Annotated in this window: 17 protein-coding genes (1 of these 17 only partly in view); 9 read left to right on the top strand and 8 right to left on the bottom strand. The window is 57.1% G+C overall.

Going from position 1 to position 21,559, the window contains the following annotated elements; all coding sequences use genetic code 11:
- From sS8_RS18520 to sS8_RS18510, 3 genes are all read left to right on the top strand, one after another.
- On the top strand, positions 1–1,138 hold the 3' portion of the coding sequence (locus sS8_RS18520) for an OprO/OprP family phosphate-selective porin (RefSeq protein ID WP_170161156.1). 272 nt of this gene lie to the left of the window's left edge; only the last 1,138 of its 1,410 coding nucleotides appear in the window; the start codon falls outside the window, past its left edge; its stop codon occupies positions 1,136–1,138.
- Between the two features lie 303 nt (positions 1,139–1,441).
- The gene (locus sS8_RS18515; RefSeq protein ID WP_119631059.1) at positions 1,442–2,389 is read left to right on the top strand and encodes a DnaJ C-terminal domain-containing protein; all 948 of its coding nucleotides are present in this window, start codon (positions 1,442–1,444) and stop codon (positions 2,387–2,389) included.
- Positions 2,390–2,391: 2 nt separating this feature from the next.
- Positions 2,392–2,694, top strand: coding sequence for a chaperone modulator CbpM (locus tag sS8_RS18510; protein WP_119631058.1), 303 nt, complete (start codon positions 2,392–2,394; stop codon positions 2,692–2,694).
- Between the two features lie 1,166 nt (positions 2,695–3,860).
- Here sS8_RS18510 and ttcA read toward each other — a convergent pair.
- From ttcA to fabA, 3 genes are read right to left on the bottom strand one after another with little or no spacing between them, the layout of a single operon-like run.
- Positions 3,861–4,736, bottom strand: coding sequence for a tRNA 2-thiocytidine(32) synthetase TtcA (gene ttcA, locus sS8_RS18505; protein WP_119631057.1), 876 nt, complete (start codon positions 4,734–4,736; stop codon positions 3,861–3,863).
- Positions 4,726–5,943 (bottom strand): beta-ketoacyl-ACP synthase I, encoded by a 1,218-nt coding sequence (gene fabB, locus sS8_RS18500; RefSeq protein WP_119631056.1) that lies wholly within the window; start codon positions 5,941–5,943, stop codon positions 4,726–4,728. Before fabB ends, ttcA begins: the two co-directional genes overlap by 11 nt.
- Positions 5,944–5,958: 15 nt before the next feature.
- Positions 5,959–6,498, bottom strand: a complete 540-nt coding sequence (gene fabA, locus sS8_RS18495; protein WP_119631055.1) for a 3-hydroxyacyl-[acyl-carrier-protein] dehydratase FabA — start codon at positions 6,496–6,498, stop codon at positions 5,959–5,961.
- Positions 6,499–7,429: 931 nt separating this feature from the next.
- Here fabA and sS8_RS18490 point away from each other — a divergent pair.
- The 5 genes from sS8_RS18490 (at position 7,430) to sS8_RS18470 (ending at position 13,959) form a co-directional block, all read left to right on the top strand.
- Positions 7,430–9,385, top strand: coding sequence for a GumC family protein (locus sS8_RS18490; protein ID WP_119631054.1), 1,956 nt, complete (start codon positions 7,430–7,432; stop codon positions 9,383–9,385).
- Between the two features lie 12 nt (positions 9,386–9,397).
- Positions 9,398–11,236, top strand: coding sequence for an ABC transporter ATP-binding protein (locus tag sS8_RS18485; protein ID WP_119631053.1), 1,839 nt, complete (start codon positions 9,398–9,400; stop codon positions 11,234–11,236).
- Positions 11,237–11,392: 156 nt separating this feature from the next.
- A complete protein-coding gene (locus sS8_RS29315; RefSeq protein WP_145986602.1) occupies positions 11,393–12,220 on the top strand; it encodes a PHP domain-containing protein in 828 nt (275 codons plus the stop codon).
- A complete protein-coding gene (locus sS8_RS18475; protein ID WP_232020662.1) occupies positions 12,217–12,792 on the top strand; it encodes a DNA-3-methyladenine glycosylase I in 576 nt (191 codons plus the stop codon). The genes sS8_RS29315 and sS8_RS18475 overlap by 4 nt, the downstream gene beginning before the upstream one ends.
- Positions 12,793–13,122: 330 nt before the next feature.
- Complete coding sequence (locus tag sS8_RS18470; protein ID WP_232020353.1) at positions 13,123–13,959, top strand: transglycosylase SLT domain-containing protein; 837 nt, start codon at positions 13,123–13,125, stop codon at positions 13,957–13,959.
- Between the two features lie 240 nt (positions 13,960–14,199).
- On the opposite strand, the gene sS8_RS18465 is transcribed toward sS8_RS18470, so the two are convergent.
- The 5 genes from sS8_RS18465 to sS8_RS18445 form a co-directional block, all read right to left on the bottom strand.
- Positions 14,200–14,502 carry a DUF3240 family protein gene (locus sS8_RS18465; RefSeq protein WP_119631050.1) on the bottom strand — a complete coding sequence of 101 codons (303 nt, stop codon included), beginning with the start codon at positions 14,500–14,502 and terminating at the stop codon, positions 14,200–14,202.
- Between the two features lie 51 nt (positions 14,503–14,553).
- The gene (locus tag sS8_RS18460; protein WP_119632884.1) at positions 14,554–17,640 is read right to left on the bottom strand and encodes an efflux RND transporter permease subunit; all 3,087 of its coding nucleotides are present in this window, start codon (positions 17,638–17,640) and stop codon (positions 14,554–14,556) included.
- Positions 17,640–18,731: an efflux RND transporter periplasmic adaptor subunit gene (locus sS8_RS18455; RefSeq protein WP_119631049.1), complete on the bottom strand. Its 1,092-nt coding sequence runs from the start codon at positions 18,729–18,731 to the stop codon at positions 17,640–17,642. The genes sS8_RS18460 and sS8_RS18455 overlap by 1 nt, the downstream gene beginning before the upstream one ends.
- Complete coding sequence (locus sS8_RS18450) at positions 18,728–19,978, bottom strand: TolC family protein (protein WP_119631048.1); 1,251 nt, start codon at positions 19,976–19,978, stop codon at positions 18,728–18,730. Before sS8_RS18450 ends, sS8_RS18455 begins: the two co-directional genes overlap by 4 nt.
- Before the next feature lie 193 nt (positions 19,979–20,171).
- A complete protein-coding gene (locus sS8_RS18445) occupies positions 20,172–20,570 on the bottom strand; it encodes a hypothetical protein (protein WP_119631047.1) in 399 nt (132 codons plus the stop codon).
- A gap of 527 nt (positions 20,571–21,097) precedes the next feature.
- Between sS8_RS18445 and sS8_RS18440 the strand changes: the two genes are divergently transcribed.
- The gene (locus sS8_RS18440) at positions 21,098–21,550 is read left to right on the top strand and encodes a Kazal-type serine protease inhibitor family protein (RefSeq protein ID WP_119631046.1); all 453 of its coding nucleotides are present in this window, start codon (positions 21,098–21,100) and stop codon (positions 21,548–21,550) included.
- Positions 21,551–21,559: the final 9 nt, after the last annotated feature.

Raw genomic sequence — 21,559 nt, 5'->3', positions numbered from 1 at the left:
CGAATTCAAATCCCGAGACGGCAACTTCAAATGGAAGATCGGCGGAAGGATCCACGCCCAGGCCGGCATTTACGACAATAACCGGGCGGATAACGGCACTCCCACCGACTTCAACAACGGAGCCGATCTCCGGCGCGCTCGAATAAATATCGCCGCACAGCTCTGGAAGGCCTGGCATTTCAAGCTGCAATACGACTTCGCCGGCAGCGGGGGAGTCGATGCGGGCCTGCGCGATGCATTCATCAGTTATCACAACGATCAGGTCTGGCCGTTCGCGCTCACGGTGGGTCATTTCAAAGAATATTTCGGCCTATCGAGCATGAGCAGCTCCAACGACATCACGTTCATCGAGCGGGCCCTACCCACCCGGGTGTTCATGGCCCCCGACGCGCGCCGCCTCGGTATCGGATTCGCCACTCACGGACATGACCTGTGGACGCTGGCGACCGGTTTCTATGGTAAGAATGCCTCGGGCGAAGACATCGGAGGCGTAGAGGTCGAGCGGAGTGATCCAGCGGTATTTTCCGGCCGTTTTACTCTGTCGCCCATCCACACAAATGGTCGCGTCCTACATTTGGGTGCTTCCGGGTCCTGGCTTTCGCTCGACGACACAACCCGCTTTCGCGAGCGGCCGGAATTGACGCCGGGCACCACGCGCTTGATAGACACTGGCACGCTACAAAATGTCGACAGCATGATCCGTCTCGGAGCGGAAGCACTTGCCATTTACGGGCCGTTTTCGCTTCAGGGCGAATACGTGCGCACCGAAGTCGATCGCAAGCGCCTATCCGACCCGGATTTCGACGGCTGGTATGTCCAAGGAAGCTGGATCCTGACCGGCGAGTCGCGGGGATACGACTTCAAGAACGGAACATTCAAAAATCCAAAACCCAATTCCATCGTTGGTCAGGGTGGCTATGGCGCATGGGAAATCGCCGCCCGTTACAGCCGGCTGGACCTAAACGATGCAGATGTCGACGGCGGCAGGGAAGAGAACTTCACGGCGGGCATCAATTGGTATCCGACACCCACATTCAAGTTCATGGCCAACTATGTAAACGTCCTGAACGTCAAAGGGGGAAGTTTCACCGGGGCCGAACCTGAAGGCTTCTTGCTTCGCGGCCAGGTCGTTTGGTGAGGCACGCTCGATATCTTCAAGAGACGCCAAAATACACCCCGTCCCGCCCCGCCTCTATATGGCGGGGTTTTTTCTTCCTGCTATCCGAACTCGAAAACCGGCAAAGCGGTCCCACTGGGCAAGCCGAATGACCACCTTTCCACAGCTCGATTCTTCCAAGGGGAGTACCGGCGCACACTCTACACATTGAATGCCACCTAAATCCTCAGTGTAATGGAATAAACGCTCTTTGCACGCCGCAAATTCAAGCTGTTATGATAATTGATCCTCTTTCCAGTCCGGTGCGAGCGGAGAAGGGAGCCTATGGAATTCAAGGACTATTACAAAATCATGGGCGTGCCCAGAGACGCCTCCCAGGAGGCCATCAAGCGCGCTTATCGTAAACTTGCCCGTAAATATCATCCGGACGTCAGTAAAGAACGTAACGCCGAGGAACGGTTCAAGGAACTTGGCGAAGCTTATGAAGTCTTGAAAGACCCGGAAAAGCGCACCGCTTATGATCAAATTGCGGCGGGTCGTCAGCATGGGGAATCCTTTACACCTCCGCCTGAATGGACCTTCGACTTCGGGGGCGGAGGCTTTACTCGCGGCGATGCGACCGGATTCAGCGATTTTTTCGACAGCCTGTTCGGGCGCACCACAAGAGCCAAACGGCCAGAGCCGGATAGCGGCTGGGCAGGGCCGCTATCCGGCCAGGATCAGTATGCGAATATATACATTAGCCTTGAAGAGGCTTTCTCTGGTGGTAGTCAAACGGTCGCGCTCTCAATTCGGGAGCTCGATGCGCAAGGCAGAGTCGTCAATAGAACACGCACACTCAACGTCAAGATACCGAAAGGCATCAAGGAAGGGCAGCGGATTCGCCTGTCCGGACAGGGCGGAACTGGTAGGATGGGCGGAAGAGCCGGAGATCTATACCTGGAAATCCGTTTTAGGCCTCATCGGTTTTTTCATGCCGAAGGCGCGGATATTTCGTTGGAATTACCGGTAACACCCTGGGAAGCGGCCCTGGGCCTGACGGTTACCACCCCAACGTTGGGCGGTAAAGTCGAACTTAAACTCCCTCAGAACTCTCAAAGTGGGCAAAAGCTGCGCTTAAAAGGAAGGGGTCTGCCCTGTAAGCCACCAGGAGACCAGATCGTAACCATACGGATCGTAACCCCTGAGGCCAGAACCGCTGAAGCCAGGGATCTTTACAGAAAGATGGCTGAAGCCATGCCTATAAACCCACGAGCGCATATGGGAGTGTAAATATGACGAAGCGGACTGTAACCGCCACGTACAGCGTCGTATTGGACGAAACCGTTGAATTGTCCCTGGTAGACGTATGCGAGGCCTGCAGAATCGATGCCGAATCGGTTTTTGAGATGGTCAACGAAGGAATTGTCGATCCGGAAGGCTCAGATCCTACGAACTGGAAATTCAACACTTTAGCGTTACGACGCCTTCAGACAGCGCTTCACCTGCAACGCGATCTGGGTGTCAACCTTCCCGGCGCAGCACTCGCTTTGGATTTGCTGGAAGAACTCGAGGCATTAAGGCGGCGGACAACCTAACGGGGTATAAACGGAGATTTTCGAAGCTGGTATTCTTATCCCGAACACTTAGACAGCGAATCTAGATCTCCGAAGTTGGTTTATGCTCCCCCAAGATCGTATCGAGAATAAACTCACCATACATGGCCACGATCGTCACCCAACCGTAAAGCCAAAAGTGCCGATCGCACGAACTTTTTCGCAATGTCCGTGACGTGAGGAACCGGACAACTCAGGATATCGAAGATATTGCACATAACTACGGGCAGGAGCGCACCTGGAGAATTCAAATGGTATGTCTTCTCAGACGCGACCGACCGCGTCGCGGATCCGGCGAGGATTTAAGGAAGCTATTTAACGGGGAAGTGGCAAGGATAGGATTGTTAACTAAGATCAATGCTTATTGAGACAACACCTACGCTTGCCACATTGGCTGGCTTATTTCTGATCGTCGTCGCTGAAAACCCAGCGAACAAAGAAAACGGCAGCGGCTATAACAGCGATGGTAACCACTATACCCATCGGAGATCTCATTTTTTCAACTAAATCTAGTATGGCTCCCATTTCTTAACCTACCTTATTTGGTTTTATCGAAAGTCTTAATAGCAGAACAATGCTATCGCGCCGGTTATCTTACCGTTTGAGCAAGCGCTGTCAAGTCACTAGACGTTTGTCAGAAATAGCCTATCGAATTCATCCGGTACTGGTCCCAAAAGACATCACGTACGACTTAGCGCGTCTCCATTTTTTGACGCGGCAAAAAACCTGGATGAAGGGTCTTCATCCAGGTCGAAATTTCGCCTCTTAAAGGCTAGAGCTAATTATAAGTAGCGACTGCCTCGTCGTACCAAGGGCAGAAGCGCTTAACAAACACGGAAATTACAGGCTCGGGGATATGGTAGCAGACAGTTTCTGCCTGTCACCGTCCGGAGAGTTACCGCAAGCAACTATGCCCAGAGCAACCATGACTAGGCTAACAACGCATAGCAATTTTTTCATAAGATCCTCCTCAATTTCCAAGGCTTTAAGATTTTTTAGTTAATAGTGCGTTCAGCACGGAATCTTTTATAAAGAAGATTTCCTGAAATTGCAAGGGGGCAAAAAACGGAAGACTTGAAGCCGACTGAGCAGTTGACGCTCGGAGCTGCTTTGCACAAGAGACCTGAAACCTGGACCGATCGCGTCAGTCAACGCGAAAGCACTTCCAATCCTGCCGAGACGTCAGTGTCCTGAACGGCGCGCATATCCCCTCGCGCTTGATCAAGTCCCAAAAAATCAAATAACTTCCGGTCGGCAAGCTGAGTGGGTGCTACGTTCTGGAGCGCCGTAAAAATAGTCTCCAAACGCCCTGGGAACTGTTTTTCCCATGAGCGAAGCATTTCCTTCATCACCTTGCGCTGCAGATTCTCCTGTGAGCCGCACAGATTGCAGGGTATGATCGGAAAGGCCTTGATGCGGGCGTACGCCTCGATATCCTTTTCCCGGCAGTATGCAAGTGGGCGAATGACGATATGACGGCGATCATCGCTCAATAGCTTAGGTGGCATCGCCTTAAGGGTGCCACCGTAAAACAGGTTTAAAAAAAACGTTTCCAGAATATCGTCGCGATGGTGACCCAAAGCTATTTTGGTAATACCGTGCTCAGCGGCATATCGATAAAGCAGCCCACGCCGCAGCCTGGAACACAGCCCACAGGTTGTTTTACCTTCCGGCACAACCCTCTTGACGACGCTGTAGGTATCCTGCTCGATGACGTGGTGGGGAATACCGCGACCGGAGAGATACTCCGGCAGTATGTGCGCCGGGAATCCCGGCTGCTTCTGATCCAGGTTAACTGCAATGATATCGAATTGAACAGGTGCATTCAGCCGAAGGCCGAGCAGGACGTCCAAAAGAGTGTAGGAGTCCTTTCCACCTGAAAGGCAAACCATCACTCTATCGCCATCTGCAATCATTCCATAGTCGGCGATCGCCTCGCCAACCAAGCGGCGTAATCGCTTTTGGAGCTTATTAAACTCGTAACGCTGCTTTTCTGTCAGAGCGCCTGTCGCTCTATCCACCATAGCGGCCAAAAATCAAACTGGCATTAGTCCCGCCGAAACCGAAGCTGTTCGACATGACGGTATCGATACGTACATCGTCGATTCGACCACGCACAATCGGGACACCTTCTGCGCCGGGATCCAACCTTTCGATGTTGGCCGAAGCGGAAATGAACCCACCGTTCATCATCAACAAGGAATAGATCGCTTCGTGCACGCCTGCAGCCCCTAATGCATGGCCCGTCAAAGACTTCGTCGAGCTAATCGGCGGCGCCTCATTGCCGAAAACGGCCTTGACCGCCTCCAGTTCCTTGATATCCCCGATAGGCGTGCTAGTTCCATGGGCATTAATGTAGTCAATCTTGCTGCGGACACCCTCCATGGCCTGTCTCATGCACCGTATCGCTCCCTCCCCGGAGGGCTGAACCATGTCGAAACCGTCCGAAGTCGCGCCGTAACCGATCAGCTCGCCGTAAATCTTGGCTCCGCGAGCCTTGGCGTGTTCAAGTTCTTCGAGGACCAGAACCCCGCCGCCACCGGAAATGACGAATCCGTCCCGGTCGGCATCATAGGGACGCGAAGCGCGGTCAGGGGTGTCGTTATATTGCGAAGACAGTGCGCCCATGGCATCGAAAAGCACGGTCATCGTCCAATGGACTTCCTCTCCGCCGCCGGCAAAAATGATGTCCTGCTTCCCCAACTGGATAAGTTCCGATGCATTACCGATACAGTGGGCACTTGTCGCACACGCGGAACTGATGGAGTAATTGACGCCCTGGATCTTGAAAGGTGTAGCGAGACAGGCGGAATTGGTATTGGACATGGTCCTGGGCACCATGTAAGGCCCAACTTTCTTGACGCCCTTTTCACGATAGTTATCGAACGCGAGCAACAGATTTGCCGTGGAAGGACCGCCCGACCCCATAATTAAACCGGTTCTAGGATGTGATATTTCGGACTTGTCCAGCCCCGAATCGGCGATAGCCTCCTGCATGGCTATGTAGTTGTAAGCCGCGCCATCTCCCATGAATCGACGAATCTTGCGATCGATGAGATCATCCAAATTCAGATTGATCGGGCCGTAGACCTGACTGCGAAACGCCATCTCACGGTATTCCTCACTCGCTCGAATACCCGAGCGGCCCAGCCGCAATGACTCGGTCACCTCGTACTGATTGTTGCCTATACTGGAAACGACACCAATCCCGGTTACAACAACGCGTCTCATATCTCTATAGCTCACTCAGAACGCATCTGTAGATGTAAACAGGCCAACCCGAAGGTCACTAGCTTCATAGATTACCTTGCCATCGCACTCCATTTCCGCGTCGGCAATTCCCATCACCAATTTGCGCATCATGACCCGTTTGAGATGAATGCGGTAGGTAACCAGTTTGTGAATCGGCAGCACTTGGCCGCGGAATTTGACCTCTCCCACGCCCAAAGCTCGACCCCGTCCGAGCCCTCCCATCCAGCCGAGGTAAAATCCGATCATCTGCCACATAGCGTCGAGACCAAGACAGCCAGGCATTACGGGGTCATTCTGAAAGTGGCAGGAAAAGAACCAAAGATCTGGCTTTATATCCAACTCGGCGACAATCATGCCTTTGTCGTAAAGCCCCTCATCGGAACTGATTTGGGTGATGCGATCGAACATCAACATCGGGGGAAGCGGCAATTGGGCATTGCCAGGGCCGAACATCTCGCCCTTGCCGCATTGAATCAGATCGTCCCGGCTGTAACTGTGTTGTCTCTTTTGTAACCTAGATTCCTTAACAATCATAAGAGTGCCCGATATCGATGTTGTTATTTATCGCCTCCTCGCACCCACTGGTTACCGGAGGCGGCCAGGCCGTACCAAACAAGCCGATTCGTCAAACTTTATATCGTGGGCGAAAGTCCGTTTCTCGATGAGCACTTCGGGATGGCATCCTCGGAATGCACTAAAGTTTATTTCTCGTCAAGGCCTAGTGAATAAAAGGCTTATTGTATCAGGAAAACATGAATTCCAGCAGCGCACGCCAAAGTCCCGCTTGAAACGCCGTCCAGTAAGAACTCCTGACCGCTTTTTTGCATGCGAATTCCAATTTCACCCTTTTTTATCCAATCTCCGCAAAAAATTCGGGAATCATCATTTCGACAAAGGCGGCCCGCCGCATTATCCGGGAAAGCAGGTGTAATCGACGGTTTACCGCCATCCTAACGAAACGGCGGAGAAGCGCTTGGCGGGTTTACCGGATAAAAAAGGGAAGCCGCTCGGCGGTAAACACACGTAAAATCCATAGCACGCGTCTGTTGCAACTAAAAGAGGACGCGGGAATCGTCGCGAATTGCTCAAAGGTCGCCTGACCCTAGCTCCGTCGAAGGGGCAACCGGTTGCAGGGCCTGGAATGTACGCGAGTCCGTGAGGAGTGCTCGCTGTTTTCTGAGGCTTCGGGCTGGGTCCGTGTCTCGCAAGTCTCAATCCGCTCCACGCCCGATGGATCCGCGTGCTACGCGACGAAGCCACGGGACCGTGTAACGGCTTTCCGCACCCCCTAAGCGATCGGATACCTTTACTCGGGCTATGGACCGGTTGAAGATCGTGCGGGCTAGAATAGTTTCGGTACGGAACATATGCTGCGCAATCGTACTCAGTACCGAGTCTCGGCACTTGAGCACACATTTATTGAACGCCTTTAACGGCCACGGCCAATTTTCGCGGGAAATCAGCCATGTCAGATCTACCGTCGATCGAAATTCTTGCGAGTCCACTGTCTACGCGAGATATCTCGGGATATGCCGGCGGGGACTTACCGTCGAAAACGCCGCGCCGTTTCGCCGTATTTGCCGCCACGTTCCTGCTTGCCTTCGTGGCAAGCGTGGCCTATGTGTGGCTGCGCCCACCCATCTACGAGAGCACGGCATCGTTATTGACGGTCACACCGTTAGCCATAGACGAAACGGAGGTGAAAACCAGCGTCCAGCACGCTGTCGCGCAGAACGAGATTCTGCTCGGCATCCCCTTGCTCGAAGCGACTTTGGAAAATCTAAGGAATGCCGACAATGCCTCCGAACTGGCCAGTTTAACAATCGCCGACCTTCTCACCTCGGTGTCGGTTGAACCCATAGCCGAGACTAATATCGTCAAACTGCACGCCAGGGGGTCGAACCCCACGATACTGGCTTCGGTCGTCAACGCCTGGATCGAAGCCTACCAAGCGCGTCGCGAACGATCGATTCTCGAAACGAAAAATGACACTAGCGCGGCTTTGCGGCTCGAATTCGAACAGCTCGCTCAAAAAATTGAAGCGAAGCGCCTGAAGCTGCATCAATTTCGCCGAGATCACGGCATCGTTTCGAAAAACGACGCGGACAATCGGGCCATGGCTCAGCTAACCGGCCTCAACACCGCACTCAACAAAGCCGTCGAGGATGAAGTCAAGACGAAAGCCCAGCTCGACGCGATCAAAGAAGCTATCGCCAGGGGTGAACCCGTAGTACCGTCCAGCGATGAACAGGGGTTGGCAAACCTGGAGCGCCGAGCCCACGACCTTCGCCAGCAGCTAAAGGATTTGAAGCGCCGTTATACCGCGCAATACATTTCGCTGCAGCCCCAGCTCAAGCTTATTCCGGAACAGCTCAAGCAAACCGAAGACGAAATCAAAAAGAAGCTCGAATACGGCAAGCAGAACGCGTTGAGCGAAGCGCAGCAGGCTTTTGCATCCGCTCAGCAGACCGTTCGGGAAATCCGCCGTCAAATCGAGGCACACGAACGGGAGGCCAGCGAGTTTACGACGCGTTTCGCCGAGCACGAAGCCATGCGGGCCAACCTCGAAAAGCTGGAAGAAATCTACCGCGACACGGAAATCCGGCTCGCACAAGTCGAAGCAAAACCGTACGAAAAGCTGCCTCAACTCCAGGTCATCGAACGAGGTAATCCTCCAATCAAACCGATATGGCCGAATTATTGGCGCGACAGCGGGATCGCCTTCGGCGGCAGCCTCGCCCTCGCCCTGGTCACTGTCTGGCTCTACGAATACCTCACGCAAAGGCAGGCTCCTTCCAACGCGACATTCTTACCCGACATCCATCTTCATTCGCTACCGCAAAACATCCTGCTACAGCAGCGGATGTCTACACCGCCGCCCCTTCCCGGGGAACAATTTCCTGCTTTGGAAAGCCCTATAATGAGAGACTTGACGGAGCAGGAAATCCGCGTATTGCTCGAAGCGGCCACGCTTGAAGCCAGGCTGGCGATAGCTCTGCTGCTGTCCGGTTTGAGCCTCGAGGAAATTGCGGAACTAAGCGCCGAGCAGATCGACCTCGACGGCGACAGCCTACGCATTGACGGCAGAAATCCCAGAACCGTACCCCTAGCAAAACGGCTTAAGCTTTGGCTGGCCGAAACCAAAGAGTTTCCCGACTTGAAAATAGACGATACGACATCGTTGATCGCCTGTGCGGCCATCGACTCGGGTCTGGCGCGGCCCGAAACGATCGACGCACCCGCGTTGCGTCACACTTATATAAGCTATTTGGTTCGCCAAGGCATCCGGCTGTCGGAACTGGAGTGCATCGTCGGCCCTGTACCTGCGAAGACGCTCGCCGGCTACGGGCGTTTTTCTCCTCCTGGCCCCGGCTTACCTGCCGACGGCGTACCGTTGACGTATCCCGCACTGAGTTCATAACGACTGATCCAAATGGCTCACGACTCCGTTCCTCAACACACCCAGCGTTTCAGTTGGGCCTATATCCGCTCGATCGCACTGGAACATAAACGCGAATTGTTCGCCGCTCACCTGATTGCCGTTCTCGCCGCGTTGAGCGCGGTCCCGGTCCCATTGCTCATGCCGCTGCTGGTCGACGAAGTTTTGTTGAGCAAGCCCGGACTGGCCGTCAACACGCTGGACCGGCTGTTTCCCGCCGAATGGCACGGACCCGAATTGTACATTCTTGCCATTTTGGGCCTTACCCTGCTTCTGCGTCTCATCGCGGCCGTCTTCAATGTCTGGCAAACGCGTCAGTTCAGTTTCATCGCCAAAGACATCATTTATCGAATTCGCTGTCGGCTGATCGGCAAGCTGCAGCGGATCTCCATGGCCGAATACGAGAATCTCGGCAGCGGCTCGGTCGTGACCCATCTGGTTACCGATCTCGATACGCTCGATACGTTCGTCGGCACCACGATTGCGCGCTTCGTGGTTGCCGTACTCTCCCTGACAGGCACCGCCGCCATTCTGCTATGGATGCACTGGCAACTTGCACTCTTCATTCTGTTCCTGAATCCGATCGTAATTTTCTTCACCAAGACGCTCGGAAAACGGGTGAAGAATCTCAAGCGCGAGGAAAACTCCGCAATCGGCGTATTCCAGCTTGCGCTCACCGAAACACTGGACGCTATCCATCAAATCCGGGCCAGCAATCGGGAAAAACATTACATGGGGCGGCTTATGGATGCGGCGCGGGCGGTTCGGGAGAACTCGGCCGCTTACGCCTGGAAAAGCGACGCCGCCAACCGGGTCAGCTTTCTGGTGTTCCTGTTCGGCTTTGATGTCTTCCGCGCCTTGTCCTTTTTCATGGTCATTTACTCCGACCTCACGGTCGGCGAGATGATGGCCGTTTCCGGCTACCTTTGGTTCATGATGACCCCGGTGCAGGAAATTCTAGGAATTCAATACGCCTTGTTCGGCGCCAAGGCAGCGTTGGAGCGGATCAACCAGCTGAACGACCTGAAGCAGGAACCGAGATACCCGCACCTGATCGATCCCTTCAAGAAAAGCCGAAGACTAGGCATTTTCATCGATGATCTTCACTTCGCCTACCCGAACGGCCACGAAGTTCTGCGCGGCATTACCATGGATATCCGGCCGGGTGAGAAAGTTGCCCTGATCGGGGCGAGCGGCGGCGGCAAATCGACCTTGGTGCAAGTATTAATCGGTCTTTATCCACCGAGCTCCGGCATGGTCTATTTCAATGGCGCGCCGATGGACAAAATCGGAATGGACGTGGTGCGCGAAAACGTAGTCACGGTCCTGCAGCATCCCGTGCTGTTCAATGACACCGTGCGAGCCAATCTGACCCTGGGCCGCGCCGCGCCGGACGAAGAACTCTGGCGTGCTCTGGAAATCGCCCAGCTCAGGGAGGTGGTGGCGGAATCTCGTGACCGTTTGGATACCGTCGTTGGCCGGCTGGGCATGCGGCTTTCCGGCGGCCAGCGCCAGCGGCTCGCGATCGCCCGCATGATCCTGGCCGACCCCAAGGTAGTGATCCTCGACGAAGCGACCTCGGCCATCGACAACGAGACCGAAACCCGCTTGTACCACGGTTTGGACGCATTCCTCAAGGGTCGAACAACGATTATCGTCGCCCATCGCTTGAGCGCGATTAAACACGCCGATCACATTTACGTCTTCGAGGACGGACGCATATGCGAGCAAGGCGATCATGAAACCTTGATTTCCGGGAAGGGTCTGTACGCACGTCTATACGGCCAAAGACCCGCGGAGCGTCGCTCTCGGGATCTGTCGTTCAGATCCTGAAGAAGCCTGCCCGTCGAGCTTCCTTAAAGTGCGAAACACGCCTAGCGGGATCGAAACCGCAAGACTCGCCGATTCTTTCGCGGGAAGGGCCGAAAAACGATGACCGCAAATCGAGTACAATGCGGGCCTTTCCAGATTTAAACCATTGGCTTGCCATTGTACGATCTTCACACCCATTCCACCGCCTCGGACGGCGCCTACTCGCCGTCCGAATTGGTTCGCCGGGCCGCGGCCTCGGGCGTGACCGTTCTCGCACTTACTGATCACGACTCCACCGCGGGCCTGGACGAGGCGGAGACTACCGCCCTCGAAACCGACATTCGGCTGATTCCCGGCGTAGAGATATCGGTAACATGGGCGGAAAAAACCATCCATATCGTCGGTTTGCGCATCCAGCGCAACTGTGAAATCTTGAGACGGGGTCTGAGTGGCCTCCAGGCCACGCGCCTCGAAAGAGCGCAAGAGATCGGCCGCCGCCTCGACCGCTTTGGAATCTCCGGAACCTTCGAGGCCGCGCGGGAAATAGCCGGCGACGGCATGATCACGCGCACCCATTTCGCACGTCATCTCGTCGAACTGGGACTCGCGGGAAGCCTAAAAGACGTGTTCGATCGCTTTCTGACTCGCGGCAAGCCGGGCTATGTCCCCACCCGATGGGCGGAGATGGCTGAAGCCATTGCCTGGATTAAAACGGCGGGCGGCGTCGCGGCACTTGCTCATCCGCAACGCTATAAACTAACCGGCAGCTGGATGCGGCGGCTAGTCGGCGAGTTCAAGGAATGCGGAGGCATGGCAATCGAAGTCGTCTCGGGGACGGCCTCTCCCGGCGATACTCAATCGAGCGCCGACTACGCGCGGCGGTTCGAATTGCACGCCTCCATCGGCTCGGACTTTCACAGCCCCGAAACAGGCTGGGTAAAACTGGGCCGCTTACCGCCGCTTCCCTCCGACTTGCCCCCGGTGTGGACCCTGTGGGACCGTTGAGCCGCTGCGCCTGGGCCGAGCGCAGCACGCTCGAACAAGCTTACCATGACCATGAATGGGGAACGCCCGTCCATGACGACCGCCTGCTGTTCGAATTCCTGATTCTGGAAGGCGCGCAGGCCGGACTTTCCTGGACGACGATTCTTCGTAAACGAGATGCCTACCGCATGGCATTCGACGGCTTCGATCCCGAACGCGTGGCTCGATACGACGAGGCCAAGATCGCCGAACTGTTGGCTAACCCCGGCATTGTTCGGAACCGCCTGAAAATCGCGGCGGCCGTAAACAATGCTCGCCGTTTTCTGCAGGTAAGGGAACAATTCGACAGCTTCGACACTTACCTCTGGCGCTTCGTCGACGGCCGCCCGCGGCAAAACGCCTGGCAAAACATGACCGATGTACCGGCCCGAACGCCCGAATCCGATGCGATGAGCAAGGACCTCGAGAAACGCGGCTTTCGTTTTGTCGGCTCCGTCATTTGTTATGCCTACATGCAGGCGATCGGTGTGGTCAACGACCATACCGTCGACTGCTTCCGCTGGAAGCAGCTGCACCCGACCGGTTCGCCGTAAAACACGCTTTACAGTTCTCGGCGTTACTTCCCTTTCTTTCAGGTTCGAAGTGCGCCGCCATAGCATTCAGGCCCGCGGGGCTTTTTCGGCTCGATAAGCAGATAGCCTCGACTTTCTCCTTTTTTCTTCAATGATCTAGAGCCACTGCCGCGGCCCTTCCACTACCCCCCGTCTAGCGCTGCTCCGAGACGGCGCCCCCGCTTGTCGGAGAATTTTACAGTTCTCCCAAGCCAGCCTTTGGCGTACGCGGATTTTGCAGGCGATTCAAGGGCTCCAGCCGATTGGCACGTACGCTGCTTAGTCAGTGCCATCGGTTTTGGAGCACCTATTGTGAACTCGATTCGACTCCTGCTTGGTTGGCTGCTAAGCATCAGCTCACCGCTTGCCCTGGCGCAGGACGGCATGGGCAACGCAAGCGAGCTGCGCAACCTGGCTGTGCGCTACGAACATGGCCGCGGCGTCAAACTCGACTACGCCGAGGCTTACCGCCTTTATTGCAAAGCGGCCCTGCTCGGCGACGCACAAGCGGCGTACAACCTCGGCTGGATGTATTTCAATGGCCGAGGACTTTCCCGTAAGCCGGAAGTCGCCGTGGGTTGGTTCATGCGCGCGGCCAAGACCGGCGATGTTTATGCCGCGCGCATGCTGGTGCGTTATCAAGGCATCACCCCTTCGGATGACGCCAACTGCCAGCCCGAACCGCCGCCGATTACTGCCGGCATCGAACCGGGCTCGAGTCCCAGCCGCAGACTCGTCGAGAGCTGGGTCAGCCAAATTGCGCCGCAATATTCGGTCGATCCGCGATTGGTATTGGCTGTCATACATGCGGAATCCGGCTTCAATCCGGCGGCGCTTTCCTCCAAGAACGCCCAGGGACTGATGCAGCTCATTCCAGCTACGGCAGAGCGCTTCGGCATCAAAGACGTCTGGAATCCGGTCGAAAACATCAAGGGAGGAACCGCCTATCTGCATTGGCTGTTGCGGCATTTCGAGGGAAATGTCGAATGGGCGGTGGCGGCTTACAATGCGGGCGAACGAACCGTGGAACAATATCACGGGGTTCCGCCGTATAAGGAAACCCGCAATTACGTAAGGCGCATCCTGGAAGATTATCGAAAGACCTATCATCCGGTTCCGCCTCCCCTGGCGCCGAATCAGACTTCTTAAGCGGTGTAATTAGCCAACACACGACCTGAAGCCGACGTCGCGAGAAAGCAGGCGGGTCCGCCGGGACGGGGTTCCGGTGCGAAAAAACCCCAGAGCGGTGAAAACAGGGCGCGGTTCATCGCACCTCATGCTTACATGTACGCTCCGGCCGACGCCGGCCGGGCACCCCGTCCGACGGAGCTCAGGACAGGCGAGCTCGCGACACGTCCTGCGCACCCGCCTAGCGCCGGGTTTAAATCATCAAAGCCGTCCCGCCTTGGCGACCGGCACGGCCCAGTAATGAATCGCAGATCCTGCAAAATCCGATTTTAACCGATCCAGCAATATCTCTAATTCCGAGCCGGTGAGTTGCACATCGAAGCGAACCTGGCGCTTGCGCCCGGTCACTTGTTCGACCAAAGTCAAACTTTCCGGATTACTGGAATGGCCGCTGATCGGGAAGCTACTGAATCCGCTCGCATGCCCGTATTGCAATAACCAATCGATCAAAGGCTCTTCGTGACCGGGTGGGGCAATCAGGGTGAGGAGAAAAAGTTCGCTCATGGAATACTCCGAACGAAATAGGAGAAAATCATCATTTTGACTCCCTCTTCCCTAACCCTCTCCAAAAGGGAGAGGGGATTTGGACTCGTCTCTGGCTTCGCCGTAGCGTCGGTAGAGTATCGGCAACAGCACCAGAGTCAGCAGCGTCGACGTAAAAAGACCGCCTACGCCGACCACCGCCAGGGGTCTCTGGATCTCGGAACCCGGGCCCGTAGCAAACAGCAGAGGAAAGAGTCCGAAGGCGGCTATGCCGGCCGTCATCAGTACCGGCCGAAGCCGGCGCATGGCACCCACCACCACCGCTTCATCCATCGGTAGGCCGAGCACCCGCAGCTGATTGAAGTAGCTCACCATCACCACACCGTTCAGCACGGCGATCCCGAGCAAAGAAATGAAGCCTACCGAGGCCGACACCGAGAGATATTCGCCGGAAATCCAGACGCCATATACACCGCCGATGAGAGCGAGCGGAACGTTGGCCAAAACCAGGGCCGCCTGGCGCACCGAACCGAAGGTGGTAAACAAAAGCAGGAAGATCAGTCCGATCGAAACCGGAATGACGACGGTCAGGCGGGCGGCGGCCCGCTGCTGATTCTCGAACTGCCCACCCCATTCGATGTAATAGCCGGTGGGTAGCTGCACCTGATCGGTTACGGTCCTTTTGGCCTCGTCCACGAAGCCCACCAAATCCCGCCCCTCGACATTGCTGCGCACCGAAGTGTAGCGCTGGCCGCGCTCACGGTTGACTGCGACCACACCTTCTACCGGCTCGATCTTGGCGACCACCGACAAGGGCACGCGGCGTCCGTCGGGCAGGGCGATCTGCAGGGTGGACATATTGGCAGGCTCCCCGGAGCCCCTGAGCAATAGCGGCGTGCGGCGAATTCCCTCCTGGACGATGCCGAGCTTGAGCCCCTCGATCTGAGCCCGCAAGGTATCGGCCAGGGAATCCGCATCCAATCCCAAACGTCCGGCAGCCAGACGGTCCACCTTCACCACCATGTATTGCATGCCTTCGTTGCGGATGGTGAATACGTCCGAAGCGCCGGGAATCTTGCGCATGACGCCGGCGATTTCTTCGGCCTTGGCGTTGAGCACGGCGAGATCCGAACCATACAACTTGACCGCCACATCGCCGCGCACCCCGGTCAGCATCTCGGTAACCCGCATCTGAATCGGCTGGGTAAAACCGTAAGCAATGCCGGGAAAAGTATCCAGCACATTGCGGATTTCGTCGATCAGCGCTTCCTTGCTCTTCATGCGCCATTCGTCCGGCGGTTTGAGGACGAAGAAATTATCGGTCTCATTGAGCCCCATGGGATCGAGGCCGATCTCGTCGGCGCCGACGCGGGACACGGCACGTGTCACTTCCGGCACGTGTTCCAGGATCGCCTTCTGAATTTGCTGGTCCAGCCTCACCGACTGTTCCAGCGTGATGGAGGGCAGTTTCTCCACCTGCACGATGATGTCACCTTCATCCATGGTCGGCATGAAGGACTTGCCGATCTGGAAATAAACGCCAACGGTGGACAGTAGGAGCAGCCCCGCGCAAAGCAGCACCGTGCGGCCGTGGGCGAGGGACCAGATCAGCACCGGACGATACAGTTCGGAAAGCTTCCGCGCGAGCCAGGGTTCCTCGTGCTTGACGCTCTTCATCAGGAAAGAAGCCAAGACCGGAATCACGATCAAAGAGAAGATCAGCGATCCGCTCATGGCGAACACGTTAGTGAAGGCCAGGGGCTTGAACATCTTGCCTTCCAGACCTTCCAGGGTAAACAGCGGGACGAACACGATGCCGATGATGATCGTCCCGGACACCACCGGCGCGGTGACCTCGCGCATGGCCCGGTAGATCGCGTGCAGCCTGGGCAGGCGGTTGGTCCTGCCGTGCTCGGCGAGATGGGTGGTGATGTTTTCCACCACCACGACCGCCGGATCGACCAGCTTGCCGATGGCAATGGCGAGCCCGCCCAGGCTCATGAGATTCGCCGTGAGGCCGAAGCGGCTCATCAGCAGGAAAGTGAACAGAGCGACCATGGGCAGAATGAAGGCGACAGTCAATGCGGCTCTGAGGTCGCCCAGAAACAGGACCAATAGGATCAGCACCAGGACGGTCGCTTCCAACAGGGCACGAACGATGGTGCTTATGGCTTTTCCTACCAAGTCTCCGCGATTGTAGAACACACTGACGTTGACCTCCTTCGGCAATGCCGGGCGGATCTCTTCGAGCTTCTTCTCGACGCCTTCCACGACCTGCCGGGCGTTCGCCCCCCGGAGACTCAATACCAGACCCTCGACCGCTTCGCTTCGCCCGTTCTGGCTCACGGCGCCGTAGCGCGTCAGGGCGCCGATACGCACCTCGGCCACGTCGCCCACGGTGATGGCGATACCGTTCCGCTCCGCGACGACGATGGTGCGAACGTCGTCCAGATCCACGATCCGACCTTCGGTGCGTACGAGAAGCGCTTCCTCACCCTGGGCCAGACGGCCGGCACCGTCGTTACGGTTATTGGACCTGAGGGCATCGGTCAATTCTCCGATACTCACGCCGCGCGCCGCCATTCGGGTGTTATCCGGAACCACCTCGAAGCTTCTCACCATCCCGCCCAATGCGTTCACGTCGGCGACGCCCGGCACCGTTCTGAGCGCCGGGCGGATTACCCAGTCGAGGAGAGTCCTCCTCTCCGAGAGGCTCAAAACATCGCCCTCGATGGTGAACATGAACATCTCGCCCAGAGGCGTGGTCATGGGCGCGATGCCGCCTTCCGCGTTGGCCGGCAGGCTGCCCCAAACGCCGCCCAGGCGCTCCGAGACCTGCTGTCTCGCCCAGTAAATGTCCGTGCCTTCCTCGAAATCGATGGTAATGTCGGTGAGCGCGTACTTGGCGATGGAGCGCAGCATGGTCTGCCTGGGAATGCCGAGCATTTCCACCTCGATGGGCGCCGTGACGCGGGCTTCGACTTCTTCCGGGGTCATGCCCGGCACTTTGATGATGATCTTGACTTGGGTCGGCGAGACATCCGGAAAGGCATCGATGGGAAGATTGGCGGCAGCGAACCAGCCGGCACCGGCCAAGAGCAGGGCGCTCAGTAAGGCGAACAGGCGCTGGGTCAGGGCAAACTGAATCAGGCGCGCGATCACTCTTCTTCTCCCATGCCGAGCCAGGCCGCCTTCAGCGCGGCCACGCCTTGCACCGCCACTTCCTCGCCCGCGTCCAGGCCTTCATGAATGACCACGCTGTACGCCTCCACACCGGCCACCGCGACTTCCCGCGCGGCAAAACCGTCCGCGGTCTGCACGAACACGTAGCTTCGACCCTCATGGTTGACCAAGGCGGCGACCGGCAAACGGAAAATCCGGTCGGTGCTCTTATGCATCAGTTGCACATTGATATGCATGCCCGGCCGCAGATCCTCCGCCTCACGGTCGACGACCGCACGTACCAGGGCACTTTGACTCCTGGGATCCACATGTTGGCTGACCTCGATGATGCGGGCGGCAGCCCGTGAATTTTCCACGCTGATGCGATCGCCGATCTTCACCTCGTGCAGCCGTTCCTGGGGCATGTCGACCTCCAGCCACAATTCGTCCAGTTTGCCGACCCGAAACAGCGGTGCGAGCCGATCCACCCGCTGCCCGACCACGGCCATGCGCTCGAGCACGACACCGTCGATCGGGGCGCGCACCTCCATCAAGCTGCTTAGCTGCCGATCCGCCTTGAGCCGCCGTATCTCGCCCTGCCCCAGGCCTGACGCGGCCAGCGTCTGCTCCGCCGTCCGCAGCGCCGCCTGCGCCTTATCGAAATCGCTCTTGGTTTCCTGCCAGCGGAGACGCGAAATGATGCCTTCGCTGAACAGGGTCTCATCGCGTTTCAGACGCGCCTCCGCCAGATGGAACTCGGAGGCGGCGTCGAGCAAATCCCGTTGCAGGGCCAGCAAATCGGGGCTTTGGATGCGGGCCAGCACCTCCCCCTGTTTGACTTTCACGCCTAGGGGCACGGCGACATTGCTGATCACGCCGGCTTGCGGGGAACTGACCACGAATTCCTTGTGCGGCGGCAACACCACGCGGGCCGGTGCTCGCGCCAGCGGCAGGGCCGCGACTTCTTCCGGCCTCGCCGTGCGAATTCCCAAATGCCGCCCTTGCTCAGAAGTGAGCCGAACCGCATTCTCCGCCGCGAGGCCCGTCACGCAAAAGCACCAGAGCACAAATATGAAGACCGGTTTCATGGCGTGACTCCGACGACTTGGTTATAGATTGCGATATCCCGCTGCAACTGGATGGCCCGCTGGGCGGCATCGCGAATGGCGGCCTGGGCGGTGGCCTGGATCTTGAGATAGTCGATCAGCGAAATTTCTCCGGTCTCGAACGCGAGCCGGCTCATTTTGAGTTGAGACTCGGCGATTTCCCGGCGCCTTTCGGCGATTGCCAGGGCAGCGCGATCAACCTCGAGATTGTGGATCGCTTCGTGCAGCGCCTTTTCCAACTGCCGCAACAACACGTCGCGATCGGCCATGCGCCGGGTCAGGGCGATATTGGCTTCGGCGACATAGGGCGCGTTATAGGCCTCGCCTCCGATCGGGATCTGAAGGACGAAATTGGTCTCGTTGTTATAGCCTTCTTTACGGGTACCCCGCTCGTGCTGAGTACCCACCAGAATCGACGGCTGGTTGCCCTGCTTGGACTTGCGGGTAAATTCGACCTCGGCCTGGGCGCGCTCGATCAAGGCGTTGGCTACGGCGATGGCCGGATGGCTCTCATCGAATGCACGAAGCGGACTTTGTATCTCCTCGAAAAACTTGGGCGCGCGTACCAACCGGGTCAGATTGAAATAATTCTGACGGGCATGCATCACCTCCGCCTCGGCCTGGATCAACGCGGTCTTTTTCTCCAGTTCGTCGCTTTCCGCGAGCAGCAAATCCGCGCGGGCGAGATCGCCGACCTCGACACGCCGTTGGACCAAGGCGGTCAATTGCCTGGAGACTTCGTAGATCCGCTGGGCGAGCTCGAACCGGTTTTCCACCAGCTTCAGATTCCAGAGCGCGTCGCGCACCAAGCCCGCGACCTCATGCTTCAGTGCCCGGACCAACATAACGGTACTCTGCTGCGCTTCCTCCGCGACGGCTCTACTCGCCGCCCGCTGGCCCCACATCCACACCGGAATTTGATAGCCGGTTTGGAGTTCCACGGCACCCCGGTCGTTAAATGCCTTGTCGTCGATCCATTGCAGATAAACCGCAGGATAACCCGCTATCCAGCTGGAACTGCGGCGTTCCAGAGCCTTCGCCTCGTTCTCGAAAGCCGCGATGAGCGCACTTTGCGGATATTTCTCGAAAGCGGCCTCGACGACCCCACCAAGACTCAGCGATTCGTCGAAGACCAGTTCGTCGTAATGCTCGACGACACGCTCTTCGGAGGCGACGGGCGCGATAGCGAAGAAACAAGCCGCGCCCGCCGCACACACCAATAGCTTCATGATATTTTTCTCCCAAAGTCGCGAGCGGCGACCACGGTAGCCGCGGCTCGGGCTGGACGGGAAACGTCCCGGCGCTTCCCCGTCCGACGCACGCCCAATCCAGGTTGTTTGCGTCAACGGCCATCCACCGCGTGGGCGGACATCTCGTCAAACCTGGGACGAAGCGCGAATGTCCTTCAAAACAGGGATTCGATCAAATGTTTGGCGGTGGAGCGCGCGGAACGGCAACGCGGTAAAAGCGCGAAGGCGGCAAGCGTGGGGTTTCGATCGAAGCTAGGTGTGCGGCAAGTTGCGGGTGCCGGACCGTCATGGCGGCGGTGTGGAGACATGGCTCATTGTCCGCGCTCGGGGAAAGCTTGGCTTTGCCGGCCTCTCCCCAAAATCCGGCTTGAACGCCGATAATGACGTCCCGTTCGAGCGGCGGTGCATCGGCCTGGATCGTCGCTTTTCCGGTTTTCGAGAAAAATTCCAGTCCCGGAACATGGAGGAAGCCGCCGGTTTCGTCCCCGGTGTGCGCATGTGTCCACGGCGCAATGACTTGCATCAGCGTCAGGAGGACCAGGAGGAACGTACGCGGAAGACGGATGGTCACGAACTGATTCGATGATCGAACGGCCGGTTAAAACGCGTACAGTATAGTCCGTATGCGACGTCAGAAAAATCTGACGATGCGTTTTGATTTTTTTTGCACCTCTTGCCGGATTAGCCGAATCAGCCTGAACGCCCATGCGGCGGAAAAATGTGGTGCCGATCGCTTGGCATTCGCCAGTCCAGTTATCAGCCCCATAGATACCCGCCCGGCATTTCGGCCCGCTGTCAGGGCGCGCAGACGCGCGACCTTGACTCACGCGGCTCGTCACTTACCCGCAGTCTTCCGGTTTTCGTCGCAGGTGCAGACTTGTCTCGAACCGTGGTGACAGACCGGTAAGCGCTCATGCGCCTTCTGCAAACAAAGCTTTACGCCATTCTCAATGCGTACTTATACTGGGCCGGCGCCCGCTAAAGGAGTGCACGGAGGATGATATGGAAGATAAAGGGAGACCGGGCTCGAGCAAAATTACGGCATCTAATGGCCTTACGACAACATCGCAGGATGTTGGACAACATGGAGAATAGTGTATGAAAAGGCACATCATATTGATGGTTTATCTTTCCCTGGTTGTTCTCCTGTCCGGCTGTGATCGCGAGACTCAGCCCGAATCTCCGGAAACCATCTGCGGTACTATCCGCGGGTTAACCTGCCCGGAAGGGCAATACTGTGACCTTGGCGTCGGCCAATGCAAGGTCGCGGATGCACAGGGCATATGCAAAGCCAAACCCGACGCCTGTACCAGAGAATTCAAACCGGTCTGCGGTTGCGACGGAAAAACCTATGGCAATGCCTGCGAAGCGGCTGCCGCAGGCGTATCCATCGACCACGAGGGCGAGTGCGTGAAAACCGAACCCGTAGCCTGCGGCGGGATAGCAGGCCTCCAGTGCCCCGATGGCCAGGTCTGTGTCGACGATCCCAACGACGACTGCGACCCCGCCAAAGGCGGCGCCGATTGTCCGGGCATATGTAAGGCTGAATAAGGCGAGTAG

The sequence above is a fragment of the Methylocaldum marinum genome (assembly GCF_003584645.1).
Classification (GTDB): Bacteria; Pseudomonadota; Gammaproteobacteria; order Methylococcales; family Methylococcaceae; genus Methylocaldum; species Methylocaldum marinum.
The sequence above is the reverse complement of the archived record's forward strand: the minus strand, read 5'-3'. Positions and strand labels throughout refer to the sequence as shown.

Bases quoted from the DNA above. Each gene is read 5' to 3' on its own strand.
- ttcA (WP_119631057.1), bottom strand. From the start codon at position 4,736: ATGGTGGATAGAGCGACAGGCGCTCTGACAGAAAAGCAGCGTTACGAG.
- sS8_RS18490 (WP_119631054.1), top strand. From the start codon at position 7,430: ATGTCAGATCTACCGTCGATCGAAATTCTTGCGAGTCCACTGTCTACG.
- sS8_RS18515 (WP_119631059.1), top strand. From the start codon at position 1,442: ATGGAATTCAAGGACTATTACAAAATCATGGGCGTGCCCAGAGACGCC.
- sS8_RS18465 (WP_119631050.1), bottom strand. From the start codon at position 14,502: ATGAGCGAACTTTTTCTCCTCACCCTGATTGCCCCACCCGGTCACGAA.
- sS8_RS18485 (WP_119631053.1), top strand. From the start codon at position 9,398: ATGGCTCACGACTCCGTTCCTCAACACACCCAGCGTTTCAGTTGGGCC.
- sS8_RS18450 (WP_119631048.1), bottom strand. From the start codon at position 19,978: ATGAAGCTATTGGTGTGTGCGGCGGGCGCGGCTTGTTTCTTCGCTATC.
- fabA (WP_119631055.1), bottom strand. From the start codon at position 6,498: ATGATTGTTAAGGAATCTAGGTTACAAAAGAGACAACACAGTTACAGC.
- sS8_RS18455 (WP_119631049.1), bottom strand. From the start codon at position 18,731: ATGAAACCGGTCTTCATATTTGTGCTCTGGTGCTTTTGCGTGACGGGC.
- sS8_RS18510 (WP_119631058.1), top strand. From the start codon at position 2,392: ATGACGAAGCGGACTGTAACCGCCACGTACAGCGTCGTATTGGACGAA.
- fabB (WP_119631056.1), bottom strand. From the start codon at position 5,943: ATGAGACGCGTTGTTGTAACCGGGATTGGTGTCGTTTCCAGTATAGGC.
- sS8_RS18440 (WP_119631046.1), top strand. From the start codon at position 21,098: ATGAAAAGGCACATCATATTGATGGTTTATCTTTCCCTGGTTGTTCTC.